This is a genomic window from Bradyrhizobium sp. MI1.11 (genome assembly GCF_055811255.1).
The window spans coordinates 12,990-35,379 of sequence record NZ_JBVVPM010000071.1; the positions used below are offsets into that span (position 1 = coordinate 12,990).

Sequence of the window (22,390 nt, forward strand, 5' to 3'; positions counted from 1 at the left end):
GCCTAGATGGTGATGTAGCCGGTGGCCAGTCCGTGTATTCCAACAGCAGCGCCGAGGGCGGCTGCAATGAAGAGGCCCCACTCGATGGCTGTAAAGACCCGCGCCTTCTGTTCCAGGCGCGCCCAGAAATAGAGTGCAGTGCCTGGCGCGTAGAGGATCAAGGACAGCAGCAGGAACTTCATCCCGGCGGCATAGATCAGGAACAGCGTATAGACCAAGGCGACGCCGGCAAAGATCATGTCGCGCTTGCGATCACGGCTGCTTTTCTCATAGGTCTCGCCGCGACGGACGAGCAGGAGCCCGTAGGCTGCGACGAGGAAGAACGGAATGAGTGACATCACGCTCGTGAGATTGAGCATCAGCGCGAATGCATCCTGCGACCAATAGGTGCTGATGACGAAGAGCTGAACGATCACATTGGTGAGCCAGAGCGCCGCAGCCGGCACCTTGTTCGCATTTTCGGTGCCGAACAAAGCTGGCATATCCTTCGTTCGTCCGGCGGCGGAGAGCACCTCAGCGCAGATTAGCGACCAGGCGAGATAGGCCCCCAATACCGAAACCAGGAGTCCGATGCTGACGAAGATCGCGCCCCAATGCCCGACCACCGCCTCCAATACCGTTGCCATGGACGGCTGTCGCATGCCGGCGATCTCGGCGCGGGGCAACGCGGCATATGGCAGCATGGTCACGAGCACCATCAGGGTCGTAACGATCGCAAACCCCAAAATGGTCGCCGCGCCGACATGCGCCCGTTCCTTGGCATAGCGCGAATAGACGCTGGCGCCCTCGATGCCGAGAAAGACAAACACCGTCACCAGCATGGTCGCGCGAATCTGGTCGAACAGACTCTTGTCCGGCATCCCCTCGCCGCCCCAGAAATTGGCGCGGAAAAGATCGGCTTTGAACGCAAAAATCAGGATAGCAATGAAGACCAGGATCGGCACGATCTTCGCAATCGTGACGATGGTGTTGATCGCCGCGGCCTGCTGCACGCCGCGAAGAATCATGAAGTGAAACAGCCAGATTCCTATCGAGGCGACGATGATGGCTGTGACCGTGTTCCCGTCTCCAAAGACAGGAAAGAAGGCGCCCAAGGTCGACTTGATAAGGACCCAATAGGATACGTTGCCGATGCAGCTGCCGATCCAGTACCCGAACGCCGATAGAAAACCAGGATAATCACCAAATCCCTCCTTCGCATAGGCGTAGACACCAGCATCGAGCTCTGGCTTTCGTTCAGCCAGCGTTTGGAACACCCGGGCGAGCGCGTACATGCCGCCGCCGGCTATACACCAGGCGAAGACCGCTCCGAACGGACCAGTGGCGATGCCGAATGTTCTCGGGAGCGAGAAGATGCCCGAGCCGACCATCGATCCGACCACCATCGCGGTCAACGCGAACAGGGAGAGCTTCTGGACTGACGGCGTCCCAGTCATGTGAAGACCTCGCGATAGCGCGGGTGCGCAACATCCTGGCCGATCGACTTGCCGGCACTTCACCATGCACCTCGGGCGGCGCCCGGAATATCAGGTGAACTCCTAATCCCGAGACAGGATTCCCCTCGCCGGAAACCAGCGGCTTAGCCGACCGATTGAGCGGAAGTCCCTACCCGCCCCTTCTCTCCGAACCAGCTCACATACAATGTCGGCAGCAAGACCAGCGTCAAAACGGTTGCAACCAGCAGACCGCCCATGATTGCGACGGCCATCGGGCCCCAGAATACGGTGGGAGCGATCGGGATCATGCCGAGCACGGTCGACACCGCCGTCAACATGATGGGACGAAACCGGGAGCTGCTGGCATCGACCGCGGCGTCCCACGGGCTCTTGCCCTGTGCCCGTTCGGCGTCGATCTGGCTGATCAGAATCACCGCGTTCTTGCTGATCATGCCGAGCAACGCGAGAATTCCGAGGATAGTGACAAAGCCCATCGGTCTGCCGGAAAGCAACAGTGCGGCGACAACACCGATCATCCCGAGTGGCGCCACGCTTATGACCATCAGCAGTCTCGGAAAGCTCTGCAACTGGATCATCAGGACCGTGAGCATGACGAACAGCATCATCGGCACCACAGCAAGCACCGACGCCTGCGAGTTCCGGCTCTCTTCAACGGTTCCGCCTACGGCCACCTCGTAGGACGCCGGTAGCGTCTTCCTCAACTCGCCTATTGCGGGCGACAGAGCGTCCACCAGCGCAGCCGGCAGTGATCCGCCGCCAATATCGGCGCGCACCGTCAGCGTTGGAATGCGGTCGCGCCGCCAGATCAGCGGATGCTCCTGGTGATACGCGAATGTCGCAAACTGACTGAGAGATACCGTCCTGCCGCTGGGCAAAGGCACCTGAAGCGTACGCAGGTTGGACAGCGAGATGCGCTGCTCATCGACCGCCCGGGCCACCACATTGACCAGATAGATGTCGTCGCGGACCTGCGTGACGATTGCGCCGGATATCACCGTGTTCAGCACGCTCGATATCGCTTGCGAGCTCAGTCCGAGACGTCGCGCTTCGTCCTGATCGACCTGGATGCGGAGCTGGCGTTCCGGCTCCATCCAATCGAAATTGACGCCCTTGGCCCTGGGCTCGGAGGCAATGATTTGCCCAAGCTTGAGCGCAATCTCACGTACCCGTTCGACATCCGGTCCGCTGACGCGATATTGCAGCGGCCATCCCACAGGTGGGCCAAGACCGAGCGGCGAAACCGACGAGACGGCGGCGGGAACTTCCTCCGCGAGCAAACGTTCCAGCCTCACGCGCAGACGCTCGCGCGCCGCGACGTCCTTCGCCACGACAACCGCCTGTGTGAACGAATCGTTTGGAAGCTCGACATTGAGCGGAAGATAGAAACGGATGGCACCGCGCCCCACGTTGGTGCTCCAATGATCGACGTCCGGATCGCCGGTCAATGCGGCATCCAAGCGCCTGGCTGCCAGCTCGCTCGCATGGATCGATGCATTCTGGGGCAAACTGAGGTCCACCAGCAGTTCAGGTCGATCTGACGATGGGAAGAACTGCTGCGGAATCAGCGGAAGCGCAAGAACCGACGCGATAAAGAGCACCAGCGAGGTGGCGATCGTGAGCCACTTGGCGCGCATCGCCAGCGTAAGAAACGTGCGATAGAAGCGGAATATCCTGCCTGGCGCGTCCGAGCTCTCCTGTCCCGGCGGAACGAGAATGATCACACCCAGCAGTGGCGTAAAGATCACAGCAACGAGCCATGACACCAGGAGAGCGATCGCGACTACCGCAAACAGCGAAAATGTATACTCGCCGGCCGAACTCGCGGCGAAGCCAACCGGGATGAAGCCTGCGATCGTCACCAGAGTCCCTGCAAGCATAGCAAAGGCGTGGCTGCGGTAGGCGAAGGTCGCTGCATCGATTTTGCTGTCGCCTTGGGCCAGCCGGTTGAGGGTGGCGTCCGTGGTCGTCATCGCATCATCGACCAAGAGTGCGAGCGCGATGATCAGCGCGCCCAACGATATTCGTTGCATGTCGATGCGGGCGATCTCCATGATCGGGAACACGACGGTTAGGGTCAGCGGAATGGCAAGCGCGATGATGAGGCCTGGACGAATTCCGAGGCTGATGAAACTCACCACTAGAATGATTGCGACGGCCTGTAGTAGCGAGGTCATGAATTCGCTGATCGCACTATCGACCACCGTAGCCTGGTCGGCGACGAGCGCGGGCTCGATTCCAATCGGGAGATTGGCGGTCATCTGGGCCATCGCCGCCTTGATATTTCTGCCAAGCGCAAGAATGTCGCCGCCATCACGCATTGCGATAGCAAGCCCGATTGCCGGCTGGCCGTTGACCCGGAACATCGGCTGCGGCGGATCCACGTAGCCACGCCGCACTTTCGCAATGTCGCTCAGCCGGATCGTGCGACCGCCTGCGACGAAATTGACACCGGCGATGTCCTGCTCCGACCCAAAGCCGCCGGACACTCGAACGGAAATGGTTTCCTTGCCCGTCTGGATTGTCCCCGCCGGCCGGACAATATTCTGAGCTTGCAGCGCACCGAGCAGAGCCGCCCGATCGACCTGCAAGGTCGCAAGGTCCTGCTTGGAGAACTCGACGAAGATCACCTCGTCCTGGGCACCCAGTAGCTCGATCTTCGACACGTCAGGAACCTGAAGCAAGCGCGCACGGACATTCTCGACGTAATCTCGCAACTCTCGCTGCGTGAAGCCGTCGCTGCTAAAGCCGTAGACGATCCCGAACGTGTCACCAAAATCGTCGTTGAAGCCGGGGCCGACAACGCCAGCGGGAAGCGTGTGGCGCATGTCGCCGATGTTCTTCCTCACCTCATACCAGGTATCGGCGACCTCCCTGCTGTTCGCGCTTCCCTTCAGGTTGACGAAGATAGTGACGAGACCGGCGCGAGTGAAGCTGCGCAGGAACTCAAGATGGGGCGTTTCCTGCAATCGCCGCTCGAGTCGCTCGGTCACCTGTTTCATCGTCTCTTCGGCCGTTGCCCCCGGCCAGGCAGCCTGCACGACCATCGTCTTGATCGTAAACGAAGGATCCTCGCTCCGGCCAAGGCGGAAAAACGCGAGATAACCTGCGATCGCGGCAACGATCATCACATAGACGACGAGCGAGCGGTGCCTGAGCGCCCATCCGGAGAGGTTAAACCCGGTCATGGCTCTGATCCGAGCACGCGCACCTTCTGGCCCGGATGGAGCGCTTGGACGCCCGCGGTGACAACGATGTCGCCGGCATTCAGTCCCTGCGAGACGATGACGTCGGTCTGGTCGAAACGCAGGATGTCGACATTACGCGCCGATATGATGTTCGTCTGGGGATCGAGGATCCAGACGGCCGGCTGCTGATTTATTCTTGTTAAGGCGGTAGCGGGTACATCGATCACCGGTCCGGAACCCAACTCGACGCGGCCGTTTACGGTGGCGCCGAGCCGCATGGCTGGTGGCGGATCCGTTAGACCGACCTTGACCTCGAACGTGCGGGTGACGGGGTCGGCCTGCGCCGCGACCTGGCGGACGCGGCCCTGTGCCGTGATCTTCGCGTCATCTGTCAGGCTGACCATGACCTGCACGTCGGCCGGCGTCGATCTGATCATTTGAGCCGGAACGTCGAAGACTGCGTCACGGCCGTCCTGCCTCGCGATCCTCGCGATCATTTGCCCGGCCTGAACGACCTCGCCATCAGAGGGACCTGTCGCGGTGATTTTGCCGGGCGCATCGGCCCGCAGCTCCGTAAAGCTGACGAGGTCGTGCGCGGAGTCGACTTGCGCCTCCGCCGCCTCGACCTGCGACTGCGCGGCCTGTCGTGCCTGCGTCGCCGCCTCGAAATTGGCACGCGTGGTCCACCCCTGCGCCAACAGCGTTTCCTGACGTTCGTAGTGGTTGCGTGCCTGCGTCAACTGGCCCTGCGCAGCGGAAAGAGCCGCTTTTGCCTGCCGCAATGTGCTCAGCTCGTTCTGGGACTCCAGTTGTGCCAGCAACTGTCCGGCCTCGACCCTGTCTCCGAGTTTCGCATGGCTCGCCCGCAAGCGTCCGGATATCCGAAAGGCGACGGCCACTTCGTCCTCGGCCTCGATGCGGCCTGTAAAAATCAACGGCACCAGGCTATCGCGCTTCTCGATGGTCGTGGTCCGAACCGGACGCGGGGGCAGCTCCTTCGTTTCCGCTTGGCGGCCGCAGGCTACCAGAAACGGTGCGAACACGGAGGCGATCAACGTCACTGCGAAGACTTGCCGAGATGTGGTTCGCCTACCGCGCATCGCCATGCCCTCCTCGATTCCAGACGTTAGATCAGGCAGGTCGCCCTTTCACATCTCGCGATCTACGGTATCGTCCCTGGTATTCTTGCCCAAAGGAGGGGCCACACACATCGGCAAATCTACTTGGTGCGTCCGGATGCAATCGCGACCGCGGGCCGCAGTCGCAGGCGAAACGCCGGCGATATATGAAACGGCGCCTCATGGAGCGCTCCGGGGAATTCCTGCCGCCTAATCGGGCAAAGACCCAATATCGCAGGTCGTATCAAGAGCGCATCGTCAGGGTCAGCTAAAGCGATCGGGCCTGTCAGCCCGATGAACCCGGAGGATTTTCGAATGCGGAGATTTATCCTAGTTGCAATGGCGGTCTCGGGAATGCTGGCCATCATGCCACAGACTGCATCAGCGCAGACCGAGCAAAACCAATGGTGCTCCAAGTTCAAGGGGCATGTGAACTGCAGGTACTCCACCCAAGATCAGTGCCAGGCGTCCCGAAGCGGGAGGGGCGGCACCTGCTTCCCCCGGCAGGCGTCGCGCTAGTTGCGTAGCAGGGCAGCGAAGGGCCATCCAAAACGATGGCGTCGAACGATCCGCTCGTGGACGCCATTCGAGCCGGTGTGGATGCTGCTGTATCGCTACGCCAACTCACGCATCCGCACGTCGAAGGATACCCGGCTGCAGACACCGACAGTCGTGCCGCCGGACACCCGCCAGTCAATACACGATGCCGGATTTTCGAAGCACCGCACGGGACGGCGCCATCCGTCGCCAATCGAGGAATCGCCTGTGAGAGGGTCCGCGGGAAAGCCAGATGCGCTCACGGGCGCCACAGCCGGCGCGTCCTGGTGGAGCGCGACGTCCCGCGCGGCTTCGTTCCTCTGCCTCTGGTTGGTACTTTCCGGCGCCGCTCTCGATGACGTTCCTGCCGCGGCAGTCGCCGTCGCGGCGGCAACGTGGACGAGCTTGCATTGGCTGGAACCTGGCAGATCGCGGCGCTCACCTGGCGCCATCTCGCGACTGACATTGCTCTTCCTATATCACTCCATTGTTGCCGGAGTGGACGTCGCGAGGCGGGCACTCGACCCCCCGGCTGCCGCTGCACTCGGGGTTTATCGCATATTCAACCCGTCTTCCCCGCGGCTTTCGTCGTAACGTGTTTGCAACGCTGACGAGCCTGCTACCAGGCACCGTGCCGGCCGCAGAGGATGACGCGCATATCCTCTATCACTGTCTGAATATCGAGAATCCCGTGGTCGCCGAGCTTGCCGAAGAGGAGGCTGCTCTGGTCCGAGCGCTGTACAATGACTGAGTTCCTGACGGCCGCAGTCGGCTTCATCCTGGCGATGCTGCCGTCTCCCATGCCACGGCCAAAGCAGCAATGTTCATGGCTGCCGGATCGATCTATGCGAGGCTGGGTCATGATCGCCTCACAGACTTGCGTGGTCTGGTGAGAACGATGCCATTGAGCGTCTTAGCTTTTGCTCTCGCCGGCATCGCGTTGGTAGGCGTACAGCCGAGCGGTGCGTCGCTGGCAAAAGAGCTGTTGCTTCGTGCCGCAGCCGAAAGGGGGCAGTGGTGGTGGGCGGTCGTGCTCGAGGCGGGCGGAATGCTTACAGCGGCCTACGTTATCTTGGTCCTGGCTCACGCGCTGGTGCCTACGGTCGAGCGGATTGCATCGACCGGTCCTGCACTACACGTCCGGAACATCGCGGCGCTTGTGCTGGCCCTGTGCTCGCTATCGCTCGGCCTGTTGCCTTGGGATTCCTATCTAGCCGTCTCGCACGGTTCGGTGTCCGGTTTCTTTGCGGTCGAGACTCTCACCAAAACGCTCTCCTCCGTCCTGGGTGGCGTTGTGCTGGCGATCCTGGTCGCTCCCTGGCCGCATCCGGATGCCTATTCGACGCGCTGGAAAATGGTCGCCAGCATACTCGGTCTTTTTCAACGCAGCTGCCATAGGTCCGTTGGCTGCCTAGAGAAGGCCAATCGCGTTCTCTGCCAGTGGCCTGCGGCCAGCATGTTCCTCCTCATCCTGGCGCTGCTGTTTGGCGCGCTGATGGCTGGGGCGCATACCTCTCGGCCGGGATAAGGTCCGCCTCAGGCGACCCTCCAGCAACAACGATCAGGAACATTCATCCCCACGCCTCAGGGTTTTCTCCGATCCCAAGCCGACCGATCGAAAGCTAGTGTTCGACAGCGCGTTCCGCCAGTGGCACGGTTGCACCGGTCGGCGCATCGTCTTGGTCGCGGCGGAGCTTGATCCAGCAGGAGGTTTGCATGTCCGATCTAGTAGCGATCGTGTATCCATCCGAGGCGAAGGCCGAGGAAGTGCGTCAGCGGCTGCTCAAGCTGCAGAAGGAATATCTGATCACAATCAGCGACGCAGTGATCGCCGTGAAGACGGATTCCGGCGGCATCAAGCTCAATCAGCTCGTCAACACGACGTCGATGGGGGCGGTGACCGGCGGTTTCTGGGGACTTCTGATCGGCATGATCTTCCTCAATCCGATCCTCGGTGTCGCCGTCGGAGCAGCTTCCGGCGCACTTGGCGGCGCACTGTCCGATTTCGGCATCGACGACTCCTTCATGAAGGAATTATCAGTATCACTTCACACGGGCAACGCCGCCTTGTTCGTGCTGATCAAGAATATGACTGCGGACAAGGTCTTGAAGGAGATCAAGGACGCCGGAGGGACCGTGCTGAAGACGTCCCTGGACGACGCCAAAGAACAGGCTCTGCGCGACGCACTCGCAAGCGCCGCGGAGCGGCCGGCGGCCTGAAGCCACTTAGCGGCGGTTGCCGACCAGACGCAGCAGCATCATGAACAGGTTGATAAAGTTGAGATACAGCGACAGCGCTGAAATCACCGACTTGCGGTCTCTGGTTGTTTCGTCGTCCCGGCTGTCATGCATCGCCTTGATCCGTTGCGTGTCGTAGGCCGTCAGCCCGGCAAACACGCCGACGCCCACAATCGAGATCAGCCAGTCAAGCCCGCTGGATTGCAGGAACAGATTCACCAGGGTGGCGATGATGATCCCGATAAGGCCCATGAACAGGAAGGTGCCGAGACCGGATAGGTCGCGCCTTGTGGTATAGCCAAAGACGCTGAGCGCCCCGAACGTCGCCGCGGTGATGAAGAAGACGCGCGAAATCGAGGCGCTGGTGTAGATGTGGAGCAGCGTCGAGAGCGACACGCCGACCAGCGCCGCATAGATATGAAGAACAGCAGACGCGCGGTCGACACCGACAGCGTATTGATCCGCGAGCCGATGAAGAAGACCAAACCCAGCGGCGCCAGTATGAAGACCCACATCAACGGGCTCTGCAGCAGTGCAGGACTAGTGAGCTGATAGGTGAGCCACGCAACCACGGCCGTTAGGCCGATGCCGGCAGCCATATAGTTGTAGATGCGCAGCATGTAGCTACGCAGTCCAGCATTGACCGCGATTGCCTCGCCGCCGCCCGCTCCCGCCGCCGTCACGTTCGGATCATAGTTCGACATTGCCTGTCTCCTGCCAGAGCTCGCTAATCAGGTCATGCTATCTCTGGGTATCAGTAGACGGCATCGGACAATCACCCGAGAGTTGGCAAGGACAATCACCCTATCGCACAGCTTTTTACTGCGCACCTGAGCACGGTGATTACGAACCGGTAATCGAAACCGCCGGAAGTGTCCTCCTTTGGGCGGAGACGCATTACGCGTTTGGGGAAAACGGCCGCGATCCGGCCTAATCCGGCCGGTATGCGCTTCTACTTTCATATCGTCGACAAATACGGTCTCTCGCCCGATGGGACCGGATGCGAGCTCGCCAATCAGGACGCAGCGTCCCTGCACGCCCGATGCATAGCGGCTGAGCTCGCGAAGGCCGGCGAGTTCTGCCGTTTCAGCGTCGTGCTTTTGGCGGCCGCTTCCGGGCCATCATCCGGTCCCGGTCAAATCGCGACTGCCCCTCCCCCAAAAACTTGAGGGCGATGCCCAACCTTACAGTACGTCAATTTCCTGCCCTCGCTGCCTACAGAGAATCCCGGATGTGCGAAGGGGAAAGCCACGTCTAATGTCCTCTCCAATGCGGCGGGCATCAATGCCCGTCGCATCCCGGATTGGAAGGCCATCCCGTCATGGCTCCCCCGCCGAATGCGGCCGACCAGAAACTCTCGCGGAATGCTCTCATCGCGCTCGTGATCGGCTCGATGGTGGGGTCCGGCATTTTCGCACTACCTGCGGCGTTCGGACGAACCACGGGTGCGCTTGGAGCAATGATCGCCTGGGCTATCGCGGGCAGCGGCATGCTGATGCTGGCTTTCGTGTTCCAGACGTTGTCACACCGCAAGCCCGACCTTGATGCCGGGATCTATGCCTATGCCAGAGCCGGATTTGGCGACTACATCGGCTTTGCTTCAGCCGTCGGGTACTGGATCGGTTGCTGTCTTGCAGACGTCGCCTGTCTCGTCTTGATCAAGGCAACGCTCGGGCAGTTTTTTCCCGTGTTCGGCGACGGGACAACTCCGGTGGCGATCGCTTCGGCGTCTGTCCTGCTGTGGGGAGTGCACATTTTGCTGCTGCGCGGCATCAAGAGCGCAGCCACCCTCAATACGATTGCGACCTACACAAAGATCATCCCGATTTTGCTGTTCATTGGCACCGCCGTCATTGCTTTTAACGGCGATCTGTTCGCCGTTAATTTCCACGGAACGGAGCAGTCGGATGCGTCGAGTGTGTCTTCTCAGGTTCGCGGCACGATGCTGCTAACCGTGTTCGTGTTCGTCGGAATTGAAGGCGCGAGCGTCTACTCCCGCTACGCCCGGAGCCGTGCCGACATCGGCTTCGCAACCATTGCCGGATTTCTGACGGTGCTCGGCCTGCTCGTTCTCGTGACGCTCTTGTCCTACGGCGTGTTGCCGAGGGCTGAACTGGCGGATCTTCCGACGCCATCCATGGCTGGCGTGATGGAAGCGATTGTCGGCCGCTGGGGCGGCGTATTCATCAGCCTGGCGCTCCTGATCTCGGTTCTCGGCAACTACCTATCTTGGTCACTGCTGGCGGCCGAGATCCTGCATTCCGCGGCGATCCACCGCACCATGCCTTCCTTTCTTGCCAGGGTGAATGCGCACAAGGTCCCTGCCGGCGCGCTCTGGCTCACAAATTGCGTCATCCAGATCTTTCTGCTGGTCGCCTGGTTTGCGGAGTACGCGTTCACACTCGCGTTGAAGATGACGAGCGCGATGACGCTGATCCCGTATTTCATTGTCGCGGCGTACGGCTTAAAGCTTGCCTGGTCGGGCGAGACCTACCGCGCGGGCGAGCGCGCTCGCACCACCGACTGGATCCGATCGGCTATCGCAACGATCTATGCAGCTGGCATGATCTACGCCGGCGGACCGAAATTTCTCTTGCTGTCGTCCATCCTCTATGCACCCGGCACTCTGCTGTTCCTGCTTGCGAAACGCGAGCGCAAGGAAACGATCTTCGGGCCATTCGAAGCTATGCTTTTTGCAGCGATCACGATTGCCGCGTGCGCCGGCGTTTACGCACTCGCAACCGGAGCCATATCGATTTGAATCTTTGTCCCTAGTTGCATGGAGGCGAATATGAGCACACGGGCCATCTGTGGCGCCTTGATCATATACGGATCGATGGCGGTCTGCGCCTTTCCAACCGTGTCGCTGGCCCAATCGACTGAGACCGGCGTGTCTGCCCAAAGCGGCGCCGGCGCGTCGCCACCGGAGAAAGCAGCTCCAAACACCAATACGAACCCGACGAAGCACCGCTACTGGCGTCATCGCGGAGGAAAGCATCCGCACTTTGGCAGCCGGCGCGTCCGGGCCTAGGTACCACAGGCGACGGCGATTGAACCGATACCATGAACGAGTCCAGGACAGCACCGGAGAGACTCTGCGAGATCGCTCCACGCGATGGCTCCGCCGTCGTGCCGGAGAACGGCACACGACGCGGCATTCTCGCAACCGGGCTCGGCCTGGTGGCTGCCTGCGTCTTGCTGTTTCTGGTGTGGCAGACGGTCTCGAGTCTCCTGCTGATCTTTGCAGGCGTGTTATTCGCCGCGTTTCTGGATGCTTGCGCAAGGGCCCTGGCGGCCGTCCTCCCGCTCAATCGCGCCTCGCGGCTGACGCTGGTTCTGTTGCTGTTCTCCGCTCTGTCGGGATTTGGACTGATCTGGGGCGCGCGCAAGCTGCCGGAGCAGACGCGCCTCTTGCTGAAGGTCATGGACAACCAGCTCGACATCCTGCAGGAGCATCTTCTGTCATATGGCGTGGATCTGCTCGGTCCGGAATGGGGCCGCGACTTTGCGCAGTGGCTGTTCTCGGACCAAGGCCGGTTTCTCAGCCATGCTCAGTTCCTGCTTGGCGGAGCGTCGAGCCTTCTGACCGGTGTCCTAGTGGTCCTGTTCCTCGGGATCCTCTTTGGTCTAGACCCAACCAGCCACCGTGAAAGCCTGGTCATGCTGGTGAAGCCCTCCCAGCGCCAGCGGGCGAGAACGGTCATGGACGAGATGGGCAATGTCATGCGGCTGTGGCTCGTCGGGCAGTTCATCCGCGTCATACTCATGACGTTGTGGGTCTGGGCCGCGCTCTACCTCATTGGGTTGCCTGGACCCTTCGTGCTCGGACTGCAGGCGGGCCTGTCGAATTTCATTCCCTATGTCGGACCAATCGTAGCCGCAATACCGATCGCGCTGGTCGCAATGCCGCTCGGCAGTTCCCTGCTGATCTGGGCCGTCCTCATTTACTCGATCATCCAGTCTGTCGAAGGCTATGTGATCGGTCCGCTGATCCAGCGCCAGGCCGTCGAGATCCCTCCTGCCTGGACGTTGGTCGCCATCGTCCTGCTCGGTGCGCTGTTCGGCGTCCTGGGCATCGCGCTCGCCATGCCGCTGGTGGCGATCGGCCGTGTCGCAATCATCCGATTCTATGTCGAGGACTACCTCGGCGACGAGTTCAAGCAGACGTTCAACAGCGGTGAATCGTGAGTGAGGACCCCATGAACCAGAGCGGGGCGCCACGGCAGGAGGGTACCGATCCTCCCTCGCCTCAATCGACAATGGCTCAATTCCTGTGGCAGCAGCTTCCTTATGTCGTGGCGCTGGTGCTTGCCATCGCGGGCGTCGCCTATACTAACGTTTCCCACCAACCTCTCCTCGGCTACTGGGAATTCCTGGCGCTTGCCATCTGCATCGTGTGCGTCGTCACCAAATGGCCGGAAACCCAAGGCAAGGAGGCCCGGCTCCGCTTGATCTGGACCCAGGCGCTGCACTGGGTCGCCGTGCTGGTCACGATGAACATCATTCTGGTCTCGGGCGTTCAGCAATTGCTTCCGACCCCGGCGACCGGCATTGTCCTGCTGACTTTGCTTGCGCTCGGCACGTTCCTCGCTGGCGTCAACCTTCTATCGCTGCAGATCTCTTTCCTCGGCCTTGCCATGGGCATTGCCGTCCCGGCGATATCCTGGCTGAAGCAGTCCGTCTTTTTCTTCCTGCTGGGCGCAGTGCTGCTGATCGGACTCGGCATCACATTCTGGTTCCGCCAGGACAGCCGACCGAGGAGCGCGCTCTCCGATACCAACAGTCAAGTGGAGGCCTGAATGCGAATGATGCGGTTTGTGGCAGTCTTCGGCACGTCCGCGTTGCTATGCGTCGCAGCCCTGCCGGCGCGCGCCGAAACGTTCAGGGTCGGCCGGCTCCTGTGCTTCAGCAACCCGCGCGTCGGGCTTGTGCTCGGATCGGTGCAGTCGTTGCGCTGCACATTCTTTGCAAGAAATCCGCCGAGGCAGTTCATCTATGAGGGACGAATCCGGCGTGTCGGCCTTGATATCGGCGTGACCAGCGCAGGCACCTTGTCTTGGGCCGTGCTCGCCAAAAACTCGCGGATCGGATCCGCCACCTTGCGCGGCAACTATGTCGGCGCGAGCGGCAGCTTTGCGTTCGGCCCCGGGCTCGGCGCGAACGTCCTGATCGGTGGCTCGCGACGGAGCGTGATGTTGCAACCCCTGTCGATCGAGCGATCGATCGGGATCAACCTGGCCGCCGGCGTCACTAACCTGACGCTGGGTCCGCGCGGCCCGCGATAGCTTGCAAAGGCGATCGAGCACACAATCGCTCCGCTCGTGGCCCACGAGAACATTCCCGCCCCATCGCTCAGGGTTTCGTCGGATGTCGATAGCGGAGGTTCGACGCTAGCGTCCCAAGCGTGCCGACCATCACGCAGACCAGGAGGATGGGATGACAGTTTATGACGACCGCTCCGATATCGAGGCTTTGGGCGGCCCTCCGCTGTGGGTCTGTGCCCTTCTCGGAATCGTGATGATCGCCGCCGGTTTCGCAGCTCTCAGCGACGTGGCGTTCGCAACCATCATCAGCGTCAAGTTCATCGGGCTGATGGCCATCGCGGCCGGCGCGTTCGAGATCATCCATGCATTCTGGACCAAGGGATGGGGTGGGTTCCTATGGCAGATCCTGCTCGGCGCGCTCTACGCCGCCTTCGGCCTTGTGCTGCTTACCCAGCCCGCCTCGGGTGCCCTGATCCTCACCTACCTCCTCGGCGCGGTGCTGTTCGCCTCAGGCGTCATTCGATGCGTGCTGAGCTTCGCCCATTGGCGGCAGAACGGATGGATGATGCTGATCTCGGGCATTTTTGGGCTGCTCGCCGGCGTGCTGATTCTATTCGGCTTTCCGACCATCAGCGTCTGGGCCCTCGGATTTCTGCTTGGCGTCGACCTGATTTCGCACGGCCTCGCCTGGCTGCTTTACGCGCTTCAGGCGGCGCGGCGAACCGCCTAACAAAGGAGAAGAAACATGATGGACACACCGAGCCGTCGGGCTTTCCTTGGCTTTGCTCAGAATGCCGTCGCTGCCGTGGCGATCGGCGCCATCGGGGTTCGTTTCATTGAGGCCGCGGAAGCAATGCCTATTGCTCACGATCTCGGCCGGCCGAGCGAGCAACCAGACCTCCCGACGCAAGCACAATGGGGACCGCCGTCTCGTCGTCGGGGATGGGGCCGGCCGCGCCGGCGTCGCTGGGTGTGCTGGTGGCATCGCGGTCGTCGCCGTTGCGGATGGCGGTGGCGCTAACAACGCGTCCTCGCGCAATCCGCGGTCGACAGATACTCCGCGAAGCCGGCACCAGTCCCAATCAGACGAAGGAGGCAGCCTTGCGCATCACGAAACGATGGGTCGTTGGGACCTTCCTGGCAGCTCTTCTCGTTGCGGCAACCTGGTATTGCGTGGCGGTATGGCAGGCAACGCCGTCCATGCCGCTTTACCGCAACGTCATCCTGGGAGGCGCTGCAATCCTGATGCTGGTCACCGGCTGCGGACTGATCGGGCTGATGTTCCACAGCCGCCGCAAGGGCTACGACGAACCCGCGCGCAGCAATCGCATGCGGCGGGAGTAGCGAGGCGCCGGTGAAGCACTGACCCGGCTCCGGATCCGTTGCAAGGAGCGGACAATGACCTTTGCTGGCGTCTCGATCAGGCTGCTGGGGGTCACTCTCCTGATGGTCACCGCCGGCGGATCGGCCCAAACCCAGTCGACTTCGGCCGCGCCACCCGCGGTCGGCATCGTGGAAGCGGCCAAGCGGCCGATCACCGAGAGCAGTGAATTTCTCGGGCGGATCGAGGCGATTAATCGGGTCAACCTCGTTGCTCGCGTCACTGCATTTCTGGAACGGCGCCTGTTCGAGGAAGGCGCCGAAATCAGCAAAGGCGATGAGCTCTATCGGCTTGAGCGTGGCCCTTTCGAATCGGATCTCGCATCGAAACAGGCGCAGGTGTCCCAGCTTGAGGCCACACTCGAGAATGCCAAGCTGACGACCGAACGCGCGCGGACCTTGCTCGGAGGCCCTGCCGGGCAACAGTCCACCTACGACGCAGCAATCGCGAACCAGCGCAGCCTCGAAGCCCAGGTGCGAGCCGCGCAAGCCGGGGTCCAGGCCTCTCAGATCAATCTCGATTACACAGTGATCAGCGCGCCGATCGCCGGCAAGATCGGACGAACGGCGGTGACGGTGGGCAACGTCGTCAGTCCAAGCTCGGGGGTACTGACCAGCATCGTCAGCCAAGACCCGATGTATGTCACCTTTCCCGTGCCGGTGCGTCAGGGACTGGAGCTGCGCGAACGATACGCGCCGCAAGGCGGTCTGGAAGCCGTGGTCATCAGGCTGCGACTGCCGAACGGGCGAATGTACGGAAAAACCGGCAAGCTGAACTTTGTCGACAATACCATCGCCCAGAGCACTGATACGATCACCGTGCGTGGCGAGATCGCCAATCCGATCCTGCGGGCGCCCTCGGCGGCCGGCGTCTCCGTTCACGAGTTGACCGATGGCGAGTTCGTGACCGTAGTGCTTGAGGGCGTTCAGCCGGTCGAGGTGCTGGTGATCCCTCGCTCGGCCGTGCTCTCCGATCAGCAGGGCAACTATGTTCTCGCTGTCGGCGCCGACAACGAAGCCGAACAGCGTCGCATCCAGCTCGGGCAATCGACCCCGACTGTCGCGGCGGTGATCGCCGGACTTGCGGCCGGCGACAAGGTGATTGTCGAAGGCCTGCAGCGGGTTCGTCCCGGCCAGACCGTGTCGCCAGGACCAGCCAGCGCGCTGATCCTGTCGAGCATGAAAGCCGCCGCAGATGGCACGGCTCCGCAAACGGATCACGGCCCCTCCGGCAAGGCTGGTCCGGCGGATAACAAACCATGATGTCCGCCCTCTTCATCGATCGTCCGCGGCTTTCGATGGTGATCGCATTCATCAACACGATTGCCGGCGCACTGGCGCTGGCGCAAATCCCGGTGGCACAATTTCCAGACATCGTGCCGCCACAGGTCACGGTCGCCGGCATCTTCCCTGGCGCGTCCGCCGAGGTTGTAGAGAGCAGTGTCGCCCAGCCGCTGGAGGCGCAGATCATTGGAAGCGACCGCGCACTCTACATGAAGTCGACTAGCGCCAATGACGGCAGCTACACACTGACGGTTTCGTTCGCGCTCGGTACCAACCCCGACATCAATACCGTCAACGTCAACAACCGCGTGCAGAGTGCTCTGTCGCAATTGCCCACCGAAGTACAGCAGCAGGGCGTGACGGTGCACAAGCGCTCCTCGTCGATCCTGCAGTTCCTCGTACTCTACAGCGGAAATGGCCAACAGGACCCGCTCTTCATCACCAACTATGCAATCATCAACGTGCTTGATGCGATCGCCAGCACGCCGGGGGTCGGCCAGGCGAACCTGTTCGCGAAGATGAACTACTCGATGCGGATCTGGTTTGACACGCAGCGGCTCACCAGCCTCAATCTCACGCCGTCGGACGTCATTGCCGCGATCCGTACGCAAAGCGTCCAGGCCCCGGTCGGCCGCATCGGCGCGCGCCCGATCAGCGACGACCAGCAGTTCCAGTTCAATGTGCAGACCCTGGGCAGGCTCGCCACCGTCGATCAATTCACCCAAATCGTGCTGCGCGCCAATCCGGACGGTTCATCGCTGCTCGTGGGCGACGTTGCCCGCGTCGAGATGGGCGCGCAAAATCTCGACAGCGAAGCGCGGATCGACGGACGTGCGGCCGTGCCGATCGCGATCTATCTGTCACCAGGTGCCAACGCGGTGACCACCGCACAGGCGGTGACAGCGACGATGCAGCGGCTGTCGCAGCATTTTCCCACCGGGCTGAGCTACCTCGTCCAATACGACTCAACGAGCTTCGTGCGTGCCACCATCACGGAAGTGTTACAGACGCTAGGCGAGGCCTTCCTGCTGGTCGTGATCGTGGTGTACCTGTTTCTCGGCAATCTCCGGGCCACCGTGATCCCGGCCGTTGCCGTTCCGGTGAGCCTGATCGGCACCTTCGCCGTGCTGCTGGTGCTCGGATATTCGGCCAACACGGTGTCCCTGCTCGCCATGGTGCTCGCCATCGGCATCGTGGTCGATGACGCCATCGTCGTCGTTGAGAATGTTGAGCGGATCATGGAGGAGGAGCCCTCGCTTTCTCCCGCCGAGGCCAGCAAGAAGGCTATGGTACAGATCACGGCGCCGATCATCGCGATCACGCTGGTACTGCTCTCCGTCTTCGTGCCGATCGCTTTCATTCCCGGCATATCCGGCATGCTGTTTCGCCAGTTTGCAGTGACAATCAGCGCCGCGATGATGATTTCGGCACTGAATGCACTGACGCTGTCGCCGGCGTTATGCGCGCTGTTCCTGCGCCACACCGGGCCGCGGCGTGGCCTGATCGGTCGTGTGCTTGGCGGCATCGACTGGTTGCGGGACCGCTACAGCAGCGGCGTGCGCCGCTTGGTGCGGAAGGCGGGGCTCTCGCTCCTGCTGATTGCCCTATTCGGCGCCGGCATCTTCGGCATGTCGCTGATCACGCCGACGGGTTTCTTGCCCGAGGAAGATCAGGGAGCCTTCTTCACCTCGGTACAACTGCCGGACGGCGCGTCGGTGGCACGAACCAGCGAAATCACCCAACAGGTCGAACGCATCCTGAAGCAGATGCCCGCGGTCGATCATGTTCTTGCCATCATCGGCTTTTCCCTGCTCGACGGCGCATCCGAACCGAACAGCGCGCTGGTGGTCACGCGCCTGAAGCCGTTTGCCGATCGCAAGGCAGCAACAGATTCTGCGCGAGCGCTGATCGGCCAAACCTTCGCCGCTGGCGCGCAGATCCGCCAAGCCAATGTCCTGCCGTTCAATCTGCCGCCGATCATCGGGCTCTCCACCGGCGGCGGGTTCGAATACCAACTCCAAGCATTGGAAGGACAGAACCCGGCCGAAATCTCCAGTGTCACGGGTGCGCTGATCGGCGCCGCCAACGCCGACCCACGGCTCTCGCGCGTCTTTTCGACCTTCACTGCAACCAATCCGTCGATCTATCTCGATATCGACCGCCGCAAGTCTCAGGCGCTCGGAGTGACAATCAGCGACATCTTCACGGCCCTACAAGCGACGCTCGGCGGCATCTACGTCAACAACTTCAATCGGTTTGGCCGCACCTGGCAGGTCAACGTTCAGGGCGAAGCGCTCGATCGCGCCGATATTTCGGACATCTGGCAAATCTTCGTGCGCAACGCCAACGGCCAAATGGTGCCGATCAGATCGCTCGCCGGGATCAAGATCGTGACCGGACCTCAGGTGATCACCCGCTACAACAATTATCGCTCAGTGACGGTGAACGGTAGCCCGGCGCCCGGTGTCTCATCAGGCACCGCGCTCACAGCGATGGCCGACGTTTCTCATGCCGTACTGCCTGCGGGCTACAGTTTTGAGTGGACCGGTACCGCCTATCAGGAGCAACAGGCCGCTGGCCAGACCGGCATTGTGCTCACGCTTGCCGTGCTGTTCGCGTATTTGTTCCTGGTCGCGCTCTATGAGAGCACGATTATCCCGATCCCGGTCCTGTTGTCGGTCCTGGTCGGCGTGCTCGGCTCCTATGTCGGCATCAAGGTCGCTGGCCTCAATCTCGATCTGTACGGTCAGATCGGACTCGTGGTGCTGATCGCACTCGCCGCCAAAAACGGCATCCTGATCGTCGAGTTTGCGAAGGAGCAGCGTGAGGCGGGCGTGGCGCTCGAGCAAGCCGCGATCCAGGGCGCATATATGCGTTTCCGCGCAGTGATGATGACTTCCGTTGCCTTCATCCTTGGTCTCCTGCCGCTTGTGATTGCGACCGGCGCCGCCGAGCTCAGCCGCAGGGCCGTCGGCACAGCCGTGTTCGCAGGCATGCTTGCAGCGAGCTCTGTTGGGATCTTCCTGGTGCCGATGCTCTACGTGACGTTCCAGCGCCTGCGCGAGCGCGTGAAGACGGGCGCCCTTGGCCATTGACATGCCGCAGCAAACTCCAGAAGCGCGGATCCCCATGCAGCTGGTACCGGGCTCCTCATCCTGGCTACTTCAAGGGCACGGTTCTGTTCGCATCCAGCATCATTCAGTCCATGGCACGCATCCAAATCCATCCGGAGATCGCGCAAGCAAAGGAAGACGATAATGAACGTGCGAACCCGTGATGGTTTCCTTGCACTCCTAGGATGCCGGTGCTGCTGGCACTGCCGACGGGATGTGTTATCGATTTTGAAGGCACAAAAAGGATTCCGGTCGCGTTGGATCCAAGCGAGTTCCGAAAGGGCTCGACCTCGTGAGAGAAACCGGTGTACCGCCGCCTGCTGCCACTTGGGGCTGCGGCTACGCGGTGCCCGCGCAGCTGTCCTCGATTGTGGTATCCGCGGCGTCGCGCGGCCGGCAACCAATGTAGTTGGCGTTGGAATGCAATCGTCCGCGGTAAGGTTTACCGGTCCGACAAGCTCTGGAGCATGCGATGCGCAACAGAGATCGGTGTAAGCCACACGACGAGGCTGTGCGCACCAAAAGAGACCGGAAGATAAAGCCAACAAAACGTGACGTGCCCACCTCGACTAGTCTCGTGCAAGTCGCACTCGCGATGGTACTGGGGGTTGCGCCAATGCTCAGAATGGCTGTGACGCATCCCGCCTCCGCACTCTGAGGCTGCTCGTCAGCGCTCGCCTACGCGCCGGTATTTCGATGTCTGCGGTTGCGTCAACGTGCGAGGCTCGTGAGAGGCCCACATAGCTTTTAATGAGATATTTCTTGATCTCCCGGTGCACACATCGTGCACACGTGGCCTTCTAACCGCTTGTAAAGCTTGAACTCTCGATCCAATCCATCATGGCGAAGTTTGAGCTAGTCCATCCAGTGATCGCTATCGAAATCTAAGTTCGTATATCCCATCGACCACTTTGCGCCAGAAGCAGCCATTCGAGAATGGAAGGGCTTCAACGGGTATCAGGTGGTATCCCTTTTCTGCACCTTAGCTTGGTTTGCCGAAGTTGGTGTCCGTTGACTTAGCCTAACCTGGGCTTGCCCATGCCTTGGTCGATAATGCTCTCGATAGGAATGGGGAGGCTGCGAACTCGTTTGCCAATCGCGTGATAAACCGCGTTCGCGATGGCAGCCTCGCCGCGCTTTGTCGGTGCCTAGGCCTGATAGGCGGCGAGGTCTTTCCTCAGGCCCACCACAATAGTGGGGGATACATGGTAGCGGGAGACCGCTACCGCTTTTCCTCACATGGCGCAAATCTGCGATATTTCCTCCGATCTTCCGCTTAAACGGTAGGTCAAATCGGCGTAGGTCCTCGCCCACCAGGGAAGCCATCCTTCATGAAGACGGCGGAACGTCGGATAAACCCCAAATGCAGAGCTGCCTAGCCGACGTGCCGGAGGGATGATGCGCGAACTAGGCGCCTTCAATATCCGCTTCGTCAAAAGTGCCAATTCTCATCCGCAAATTTCCGGTCTGTCCCTATCAGCCGACATTTGGCAGCGTGGGATCAAGGCAGCCACGGGCCAGGAGGAGACATGGCTCTGGCACATTGGCCTGGCCAGATAACGGGCAACGCCTGAGACATTCGTTTCAACTCAGATGGCAGCACCGGCCAGCAAAAAAGCGCCGCCAAGCGCGACCATCACAAGTCCAGGCCAGTTCGATTTGATGCCGAAGCCGCTACCCGGTCTTTCAGGCTCCAGCGTATCACGCCCGGAGCGAAGCCGCCTTCCACCGCTGAGTCGGCCTCGCCAAATGGGCTGAAACGCCATTTGGAGCACGCCGCCGAAAACAAGGAGCACACCAAGCCATATGAGGGTCATGCTCGCCTCCTCTACCCGCGAACGCCGAGAGTGTGCGCCGAGAACCCGTGGTCCATTCAGCGCCTGTCCGCTGCTCTCTCGGAATTAGACCGACCTTGAAAGCCGCCGGACGCACGAGCGCGCCGGCACGCAGGCTGGGGATCACGCTCTCCGAAGCTCAGGCTACGTATAAGGACCCTGCTTAGTCTTCATCCGGCTCGCGCACGACCGGCGGTTCGTCGGTTTTGTCTTCCTCTTCCTCTTCCTCTTCCTCTTCCTCTTCCTCTTCCTCTTCCTCTTCCTCTTCCTCTTCCTCTTCCTCTTCGTCGTCTTCCTCTTCGTCATCATCAGGATCTTGGGGCGGCATCGTGTTGCCCATGATCGCGAAGGCACGCCGGTCGATCGCACGAATTAACTTGGGGAGTAGGGTCATGTTGTTACTCCTCAGATGTGACCCTGGAGCACTTTACCCCTTTTTTGGCGGGGCAGACACGGAGTTGGCGGCCGGCGCGGACGAGGTCCGGTTATCCCTGTCAGCCAAGCCAGAGGTAAGTGTCGAGTTTCTCAGATTCGGGCCAATAAGGGACCTCACGCCGATCGCTGCTTGAGATCGGTTTCATCTGGAGTCCGCTTCATTCTGTCACTCCGTCTTCGTCTTCGGACGTTCAATAAGTTGGTAACTGGGAACGTGGGTGCTTTCCTGCCACGATTCCAGAGCAGCTCCGCAGATTGCGCAGACCGCGTCACCTGTATGCGGTACCAGGAACTTCTCTTCGGTGCGTCTGTACTCAGCACCGCAAGTGCATTGCACAATTGTCACCATGCCGATGATATGTGCTTCGGATCGCGGAATTTCCAGTCCAAGCAACTTTCGTTGTTCTCTCGCGAGTCGGCCGTCACTTTGTTGCCGCCGGTCGAGTCGGTGAACGGAGGGAAGTCCGCTAGACTGTATGTCCCCCCACAAAATGAGGCGACTCACCCTCGATGTTGCGACGAGGGTTGCCCGGATGGACCGGGT

General features: G+C 61.0%; 20 protein-coding genes and 1 pseudogene. 15 read left to right on the top strand and 6 right to left on the bottom strand.

Features of this window, described 5'->3' with window-relative positions; all coding sequences use genetic code 11:
* Positions 1-2: 2 nt before the first annotated feature.
* From AC0L30_RS37950 to AC0L30_RS37960, 3 genes are all read right to left on the bottom strand, one after another.
* Positions 3-1,436 carry a basic amino acid/polyamine antiporter gene (locus AC0L30_RS37950; protein WP_007601215.1) on the bottom strand — a complete coding sequence of 478 codons (1,434 nt, stop codon included), beginning with the start codon at positions 1,434-1,436 and terminating at the stop codon, positions 3-5.
* A gap of 143 nt (positions 1,437-1,579) precedes the next feature.
* Positions 1,580-4,642, bottom strand: coding sequence for an efflux RND transporter permease subunit (locus AC0L30_RS37955; RefSeq protein ID WP_354128985.1), 3,063 nt, complete (start codon positions 4,640-4,642; stop codon positions 1,580-1,582).
* Positions 4,639-5,742, bottom strand: a complete 1,104-nt coding sequence (locus AC0L30_RS37960) for an efflux RND transporter periplasmic adaptor subunit (RefSeq protein WP_007601213.1) — start codon at positions 5,740-5,742, stop codon at positions 4,639-4,641. The genes AC0L30_RS37955 and AC0L30_RS37960 overlap by 4 nt, the downstream gene beginning before the upstream one ends.
* 333 nt (positions 5,743-6,075) lie before the next feature.
* On the opposite strand from AC0L30_RS37960, the gene AC0L30_RS37965 reads away from it, so the two are divergent.
* The 5 genes from AC0L30_RS37965 (at position 6,076) to AC0L30_RS37985 (ending at position 8,517) form a co-directional block, all read left to right on the top strand.
* Entirely contained in the window at positions 6,076-6,279 is a 204-nt protein-coding gene (locus tag AC0L30_RS37965) for a DUF3551 domain-containing protein (RefSeq protein WP_007601212.1), read from the top strand.
* An 81-nt stretch (positions 6,280-6,360) separates the two neighbouring features.
* Positions 6,361-6,891, top strand: coding sequence for a Na+/H+ antiporter subunit E (locus AC0L30_RS37970; RefSeq protein ID WP_245286009.1), 531 nt, complete (start codon positions 6,361-6,363; stop codon positions 6,889-6,891).
* Positions 6,788-7,048 carry a Na+/H+ antiporter subunit E gene (locus AC0L30_RS37975; protein ID WP_473406406.1) on the top strand — a complete coding sequence of 87 codons (261 nt, stop codon included), beginning with the start codon at positions 6,788-6,790 and terminating at the stop codon, positions 7,046-7,048. The genes AC0L30_RS37970 and AC0L30_RS37975 overlap by 104 nt, the downstream gene beginning before the upstream one ends.
* A gap of 75 nt (positions 7,049-7,123) precedes the next feature.
* Entirely contained in the window at positions 7,124-7,825 is a 702-nt protein-coding gene (locus tag AC0L30_RS37980; protein WP_245286106.1) for a proton-conducting transporter transmembrane domain-containing protein, read from the top strand.
* A gap of 188 nt (positions 7,826-8,013) precedes the next feature.
* On the top strand, positions 8,014-8,517 hold the full coding sequence (locus tag AC0L30_RS37985; RefSeq protein ID WP_007601211.1) for a DUF1269 domain-containing protein: 504 nt from the start codon (positions 8,014-8,016) through the stop codon (positions 8,515-8,517).
* A 6-nt stretch (positions 8,518-8,523) separates the two neighbouring features.
* Here the strand turns inward: AC0L30_RS37985 and AC0L30_RS37990 are convergent.
* Positions 8,524-9,239, bottom strand: a pseudogene (locus AC0L30_RS37990) (Bax inhibitor-1/YccA family protein).
* A 240-nt stretch (positions 9,240-9,479) separates the two neighbouring features.
* On the opposite strand from AC0L30_RS37990, the gene AC0L30_RS37995 reads away from it, so the two are divergent.
* The 10 genes from AC0L30_RS37995 to AC0L30_RS38040 all read left to right on the top strand — a co-directional run bounded on the left by AC0L30_RS37995 (position 9,480) and on the right by AC0L30_RS38040 (position 19,558).
* A complete protein-coding gene (locus tag AC0L30_RS37995; RefSeq protein WP_083869979.1) occupies positions 9,480-9,704 on the top strand; it encodes a DUF6894 family protein in 225 nt (74 codons plus the stop codon).
* Between the two features lie 152 nt (positions 9,705-9,856).
* On the top strand, positions 9,857-11,296 hold the full coding sequence (locus AC0L30_RS38000; RefSeq protein WP_007601209.1) for a basic amino acid/polyamine antiporter: 1,440 nt from the start codon (positions 9,857-9,859) through the stop codon (positions 11,294-11,296).
* 302 nt (positions 11,297-11,598) lie between these two features.
* The gene (locus tag AC0L30_RS38005) at positions 11,599-12,723 is read left to right on the top strand and encodes an AI-2E family transporter (protein WP_473406407.1); all 1,125 of its coding nucleotides are present in this window, start codon (positions 11,599-11,601) and stop codon (positions 12,721-12,723) included.
* An 11-nt stretch (positions 12,724-12,734) separates the two neighbouring features.
* Entirely contained in the window at positions 12,735-13,334 is a 600-nt protein-coding gene (locus AC0L30_RS38010) for a hypothetical protein (RefSeq protein WP_473406408.1), read from the top strand.
* Positions 13,335-13,820, top strand: coding sequence for a DUF992 domain-containing protein (locus AC0L30_RS38015; RefSeq protein ID WP_007601203.1), 486 nt, complete (start codon positions 13,335-13,337; stop codon positions 13,818-13,820).
* 151 nt (positions 13,821-13,971) lie between these two features.
* Positions 13,972-14,529 carry an HdeD family acid-resistance protein gene (locus AC0L30_RS38020; protein ID WP_219683144.1) on the top strand — a complete coding sequence of 186 codons (558 nt, stop codon included), beginning with the start codon at positions 13,972-13,974 and terminating at the stop codon, positions 14,527-14,529.
* 18 nt (positions 14,530-14,547) lie between these two features.
* Positions 14,548-14,820: a twin-arginine translocation signal domain-containing protein gene (locus AC0L30_RS38025; RefSeq protein ID WP_354128989.1), complete on the top strand. Its 273-nt coding sequence runs from the start codon at positions 14,548-14,550 to the stop codon at positions 14,818-14,820.
* A gap of 80 nt (positions 14,821-14,900) precedes the next feature.
* On the top strand, positions 14,901-15,143 hold the full coding sequence (locus AC0L30_RS38030; protein WP_007601199.1) for a hypothetical protein: 243 nt from the start codon (positions 14,901-14,903) through the stop codon (positions 15,141-15,143).
* A gap of 54 nt (positions 15,144-15,197) precedes the next feature.
* Positions 15,198-16,442: an efflux RND transporter periplasmic adaptor subunit gene (locus AC0L30_RS38035; RefSeq protein WP_473406409.1), complete on the top strand. Its 1,245-nt coding sequence runs from the start codon at positions 15,198-15,200 to the stop codon at positions 16,440-16,442.
* Positions 16,439-19,558: an efflux RND transporter permease subunit gene (locus AC0L30_RS38040; RefSeq protein WP_473406410.1), complete on the top strand. Its 3,120-nt coding sequence runs from the start codon at positions 16,439-16,441 to the stop codon at positions 19,556-19,558. Before AC0L30_RS38035 ends, AC0L30_RS38040 begins: the two co-directional genes overlap by 4 nt.
* 1,607 nt (positions 19,559-21,165) lie before the next feature.
* On the opposite strand, the gene AC0L30_RS38045 is transcribed toward AC0L30_RS38040, so the two are convergent.
* Entirely contained in the window at positions 21,166-21,393 is a 228-nt protein-coding gene (locus AC0L30_RS38045) for a hypothetical protein (protein WP_007601192.1), read from the bottom strand.
* A 181-nt stretch (positions 21,394-21,574) separates the two neighbouring features.
* The gene (locus AC0L30_RS38050; protein ID WP_473406411.1) at positions 21,575-21,805 is read right to left on the bottom strand and encodes a hypothetical protein; all 231 of its coding nucleotides are present in this window, start codon (positions 21,803-21,805) and stop codon (positions 21,575-21,577) included.
* Between the last annotated feature and the right edge of the window lie 585 nt (positions 21,806-22,390).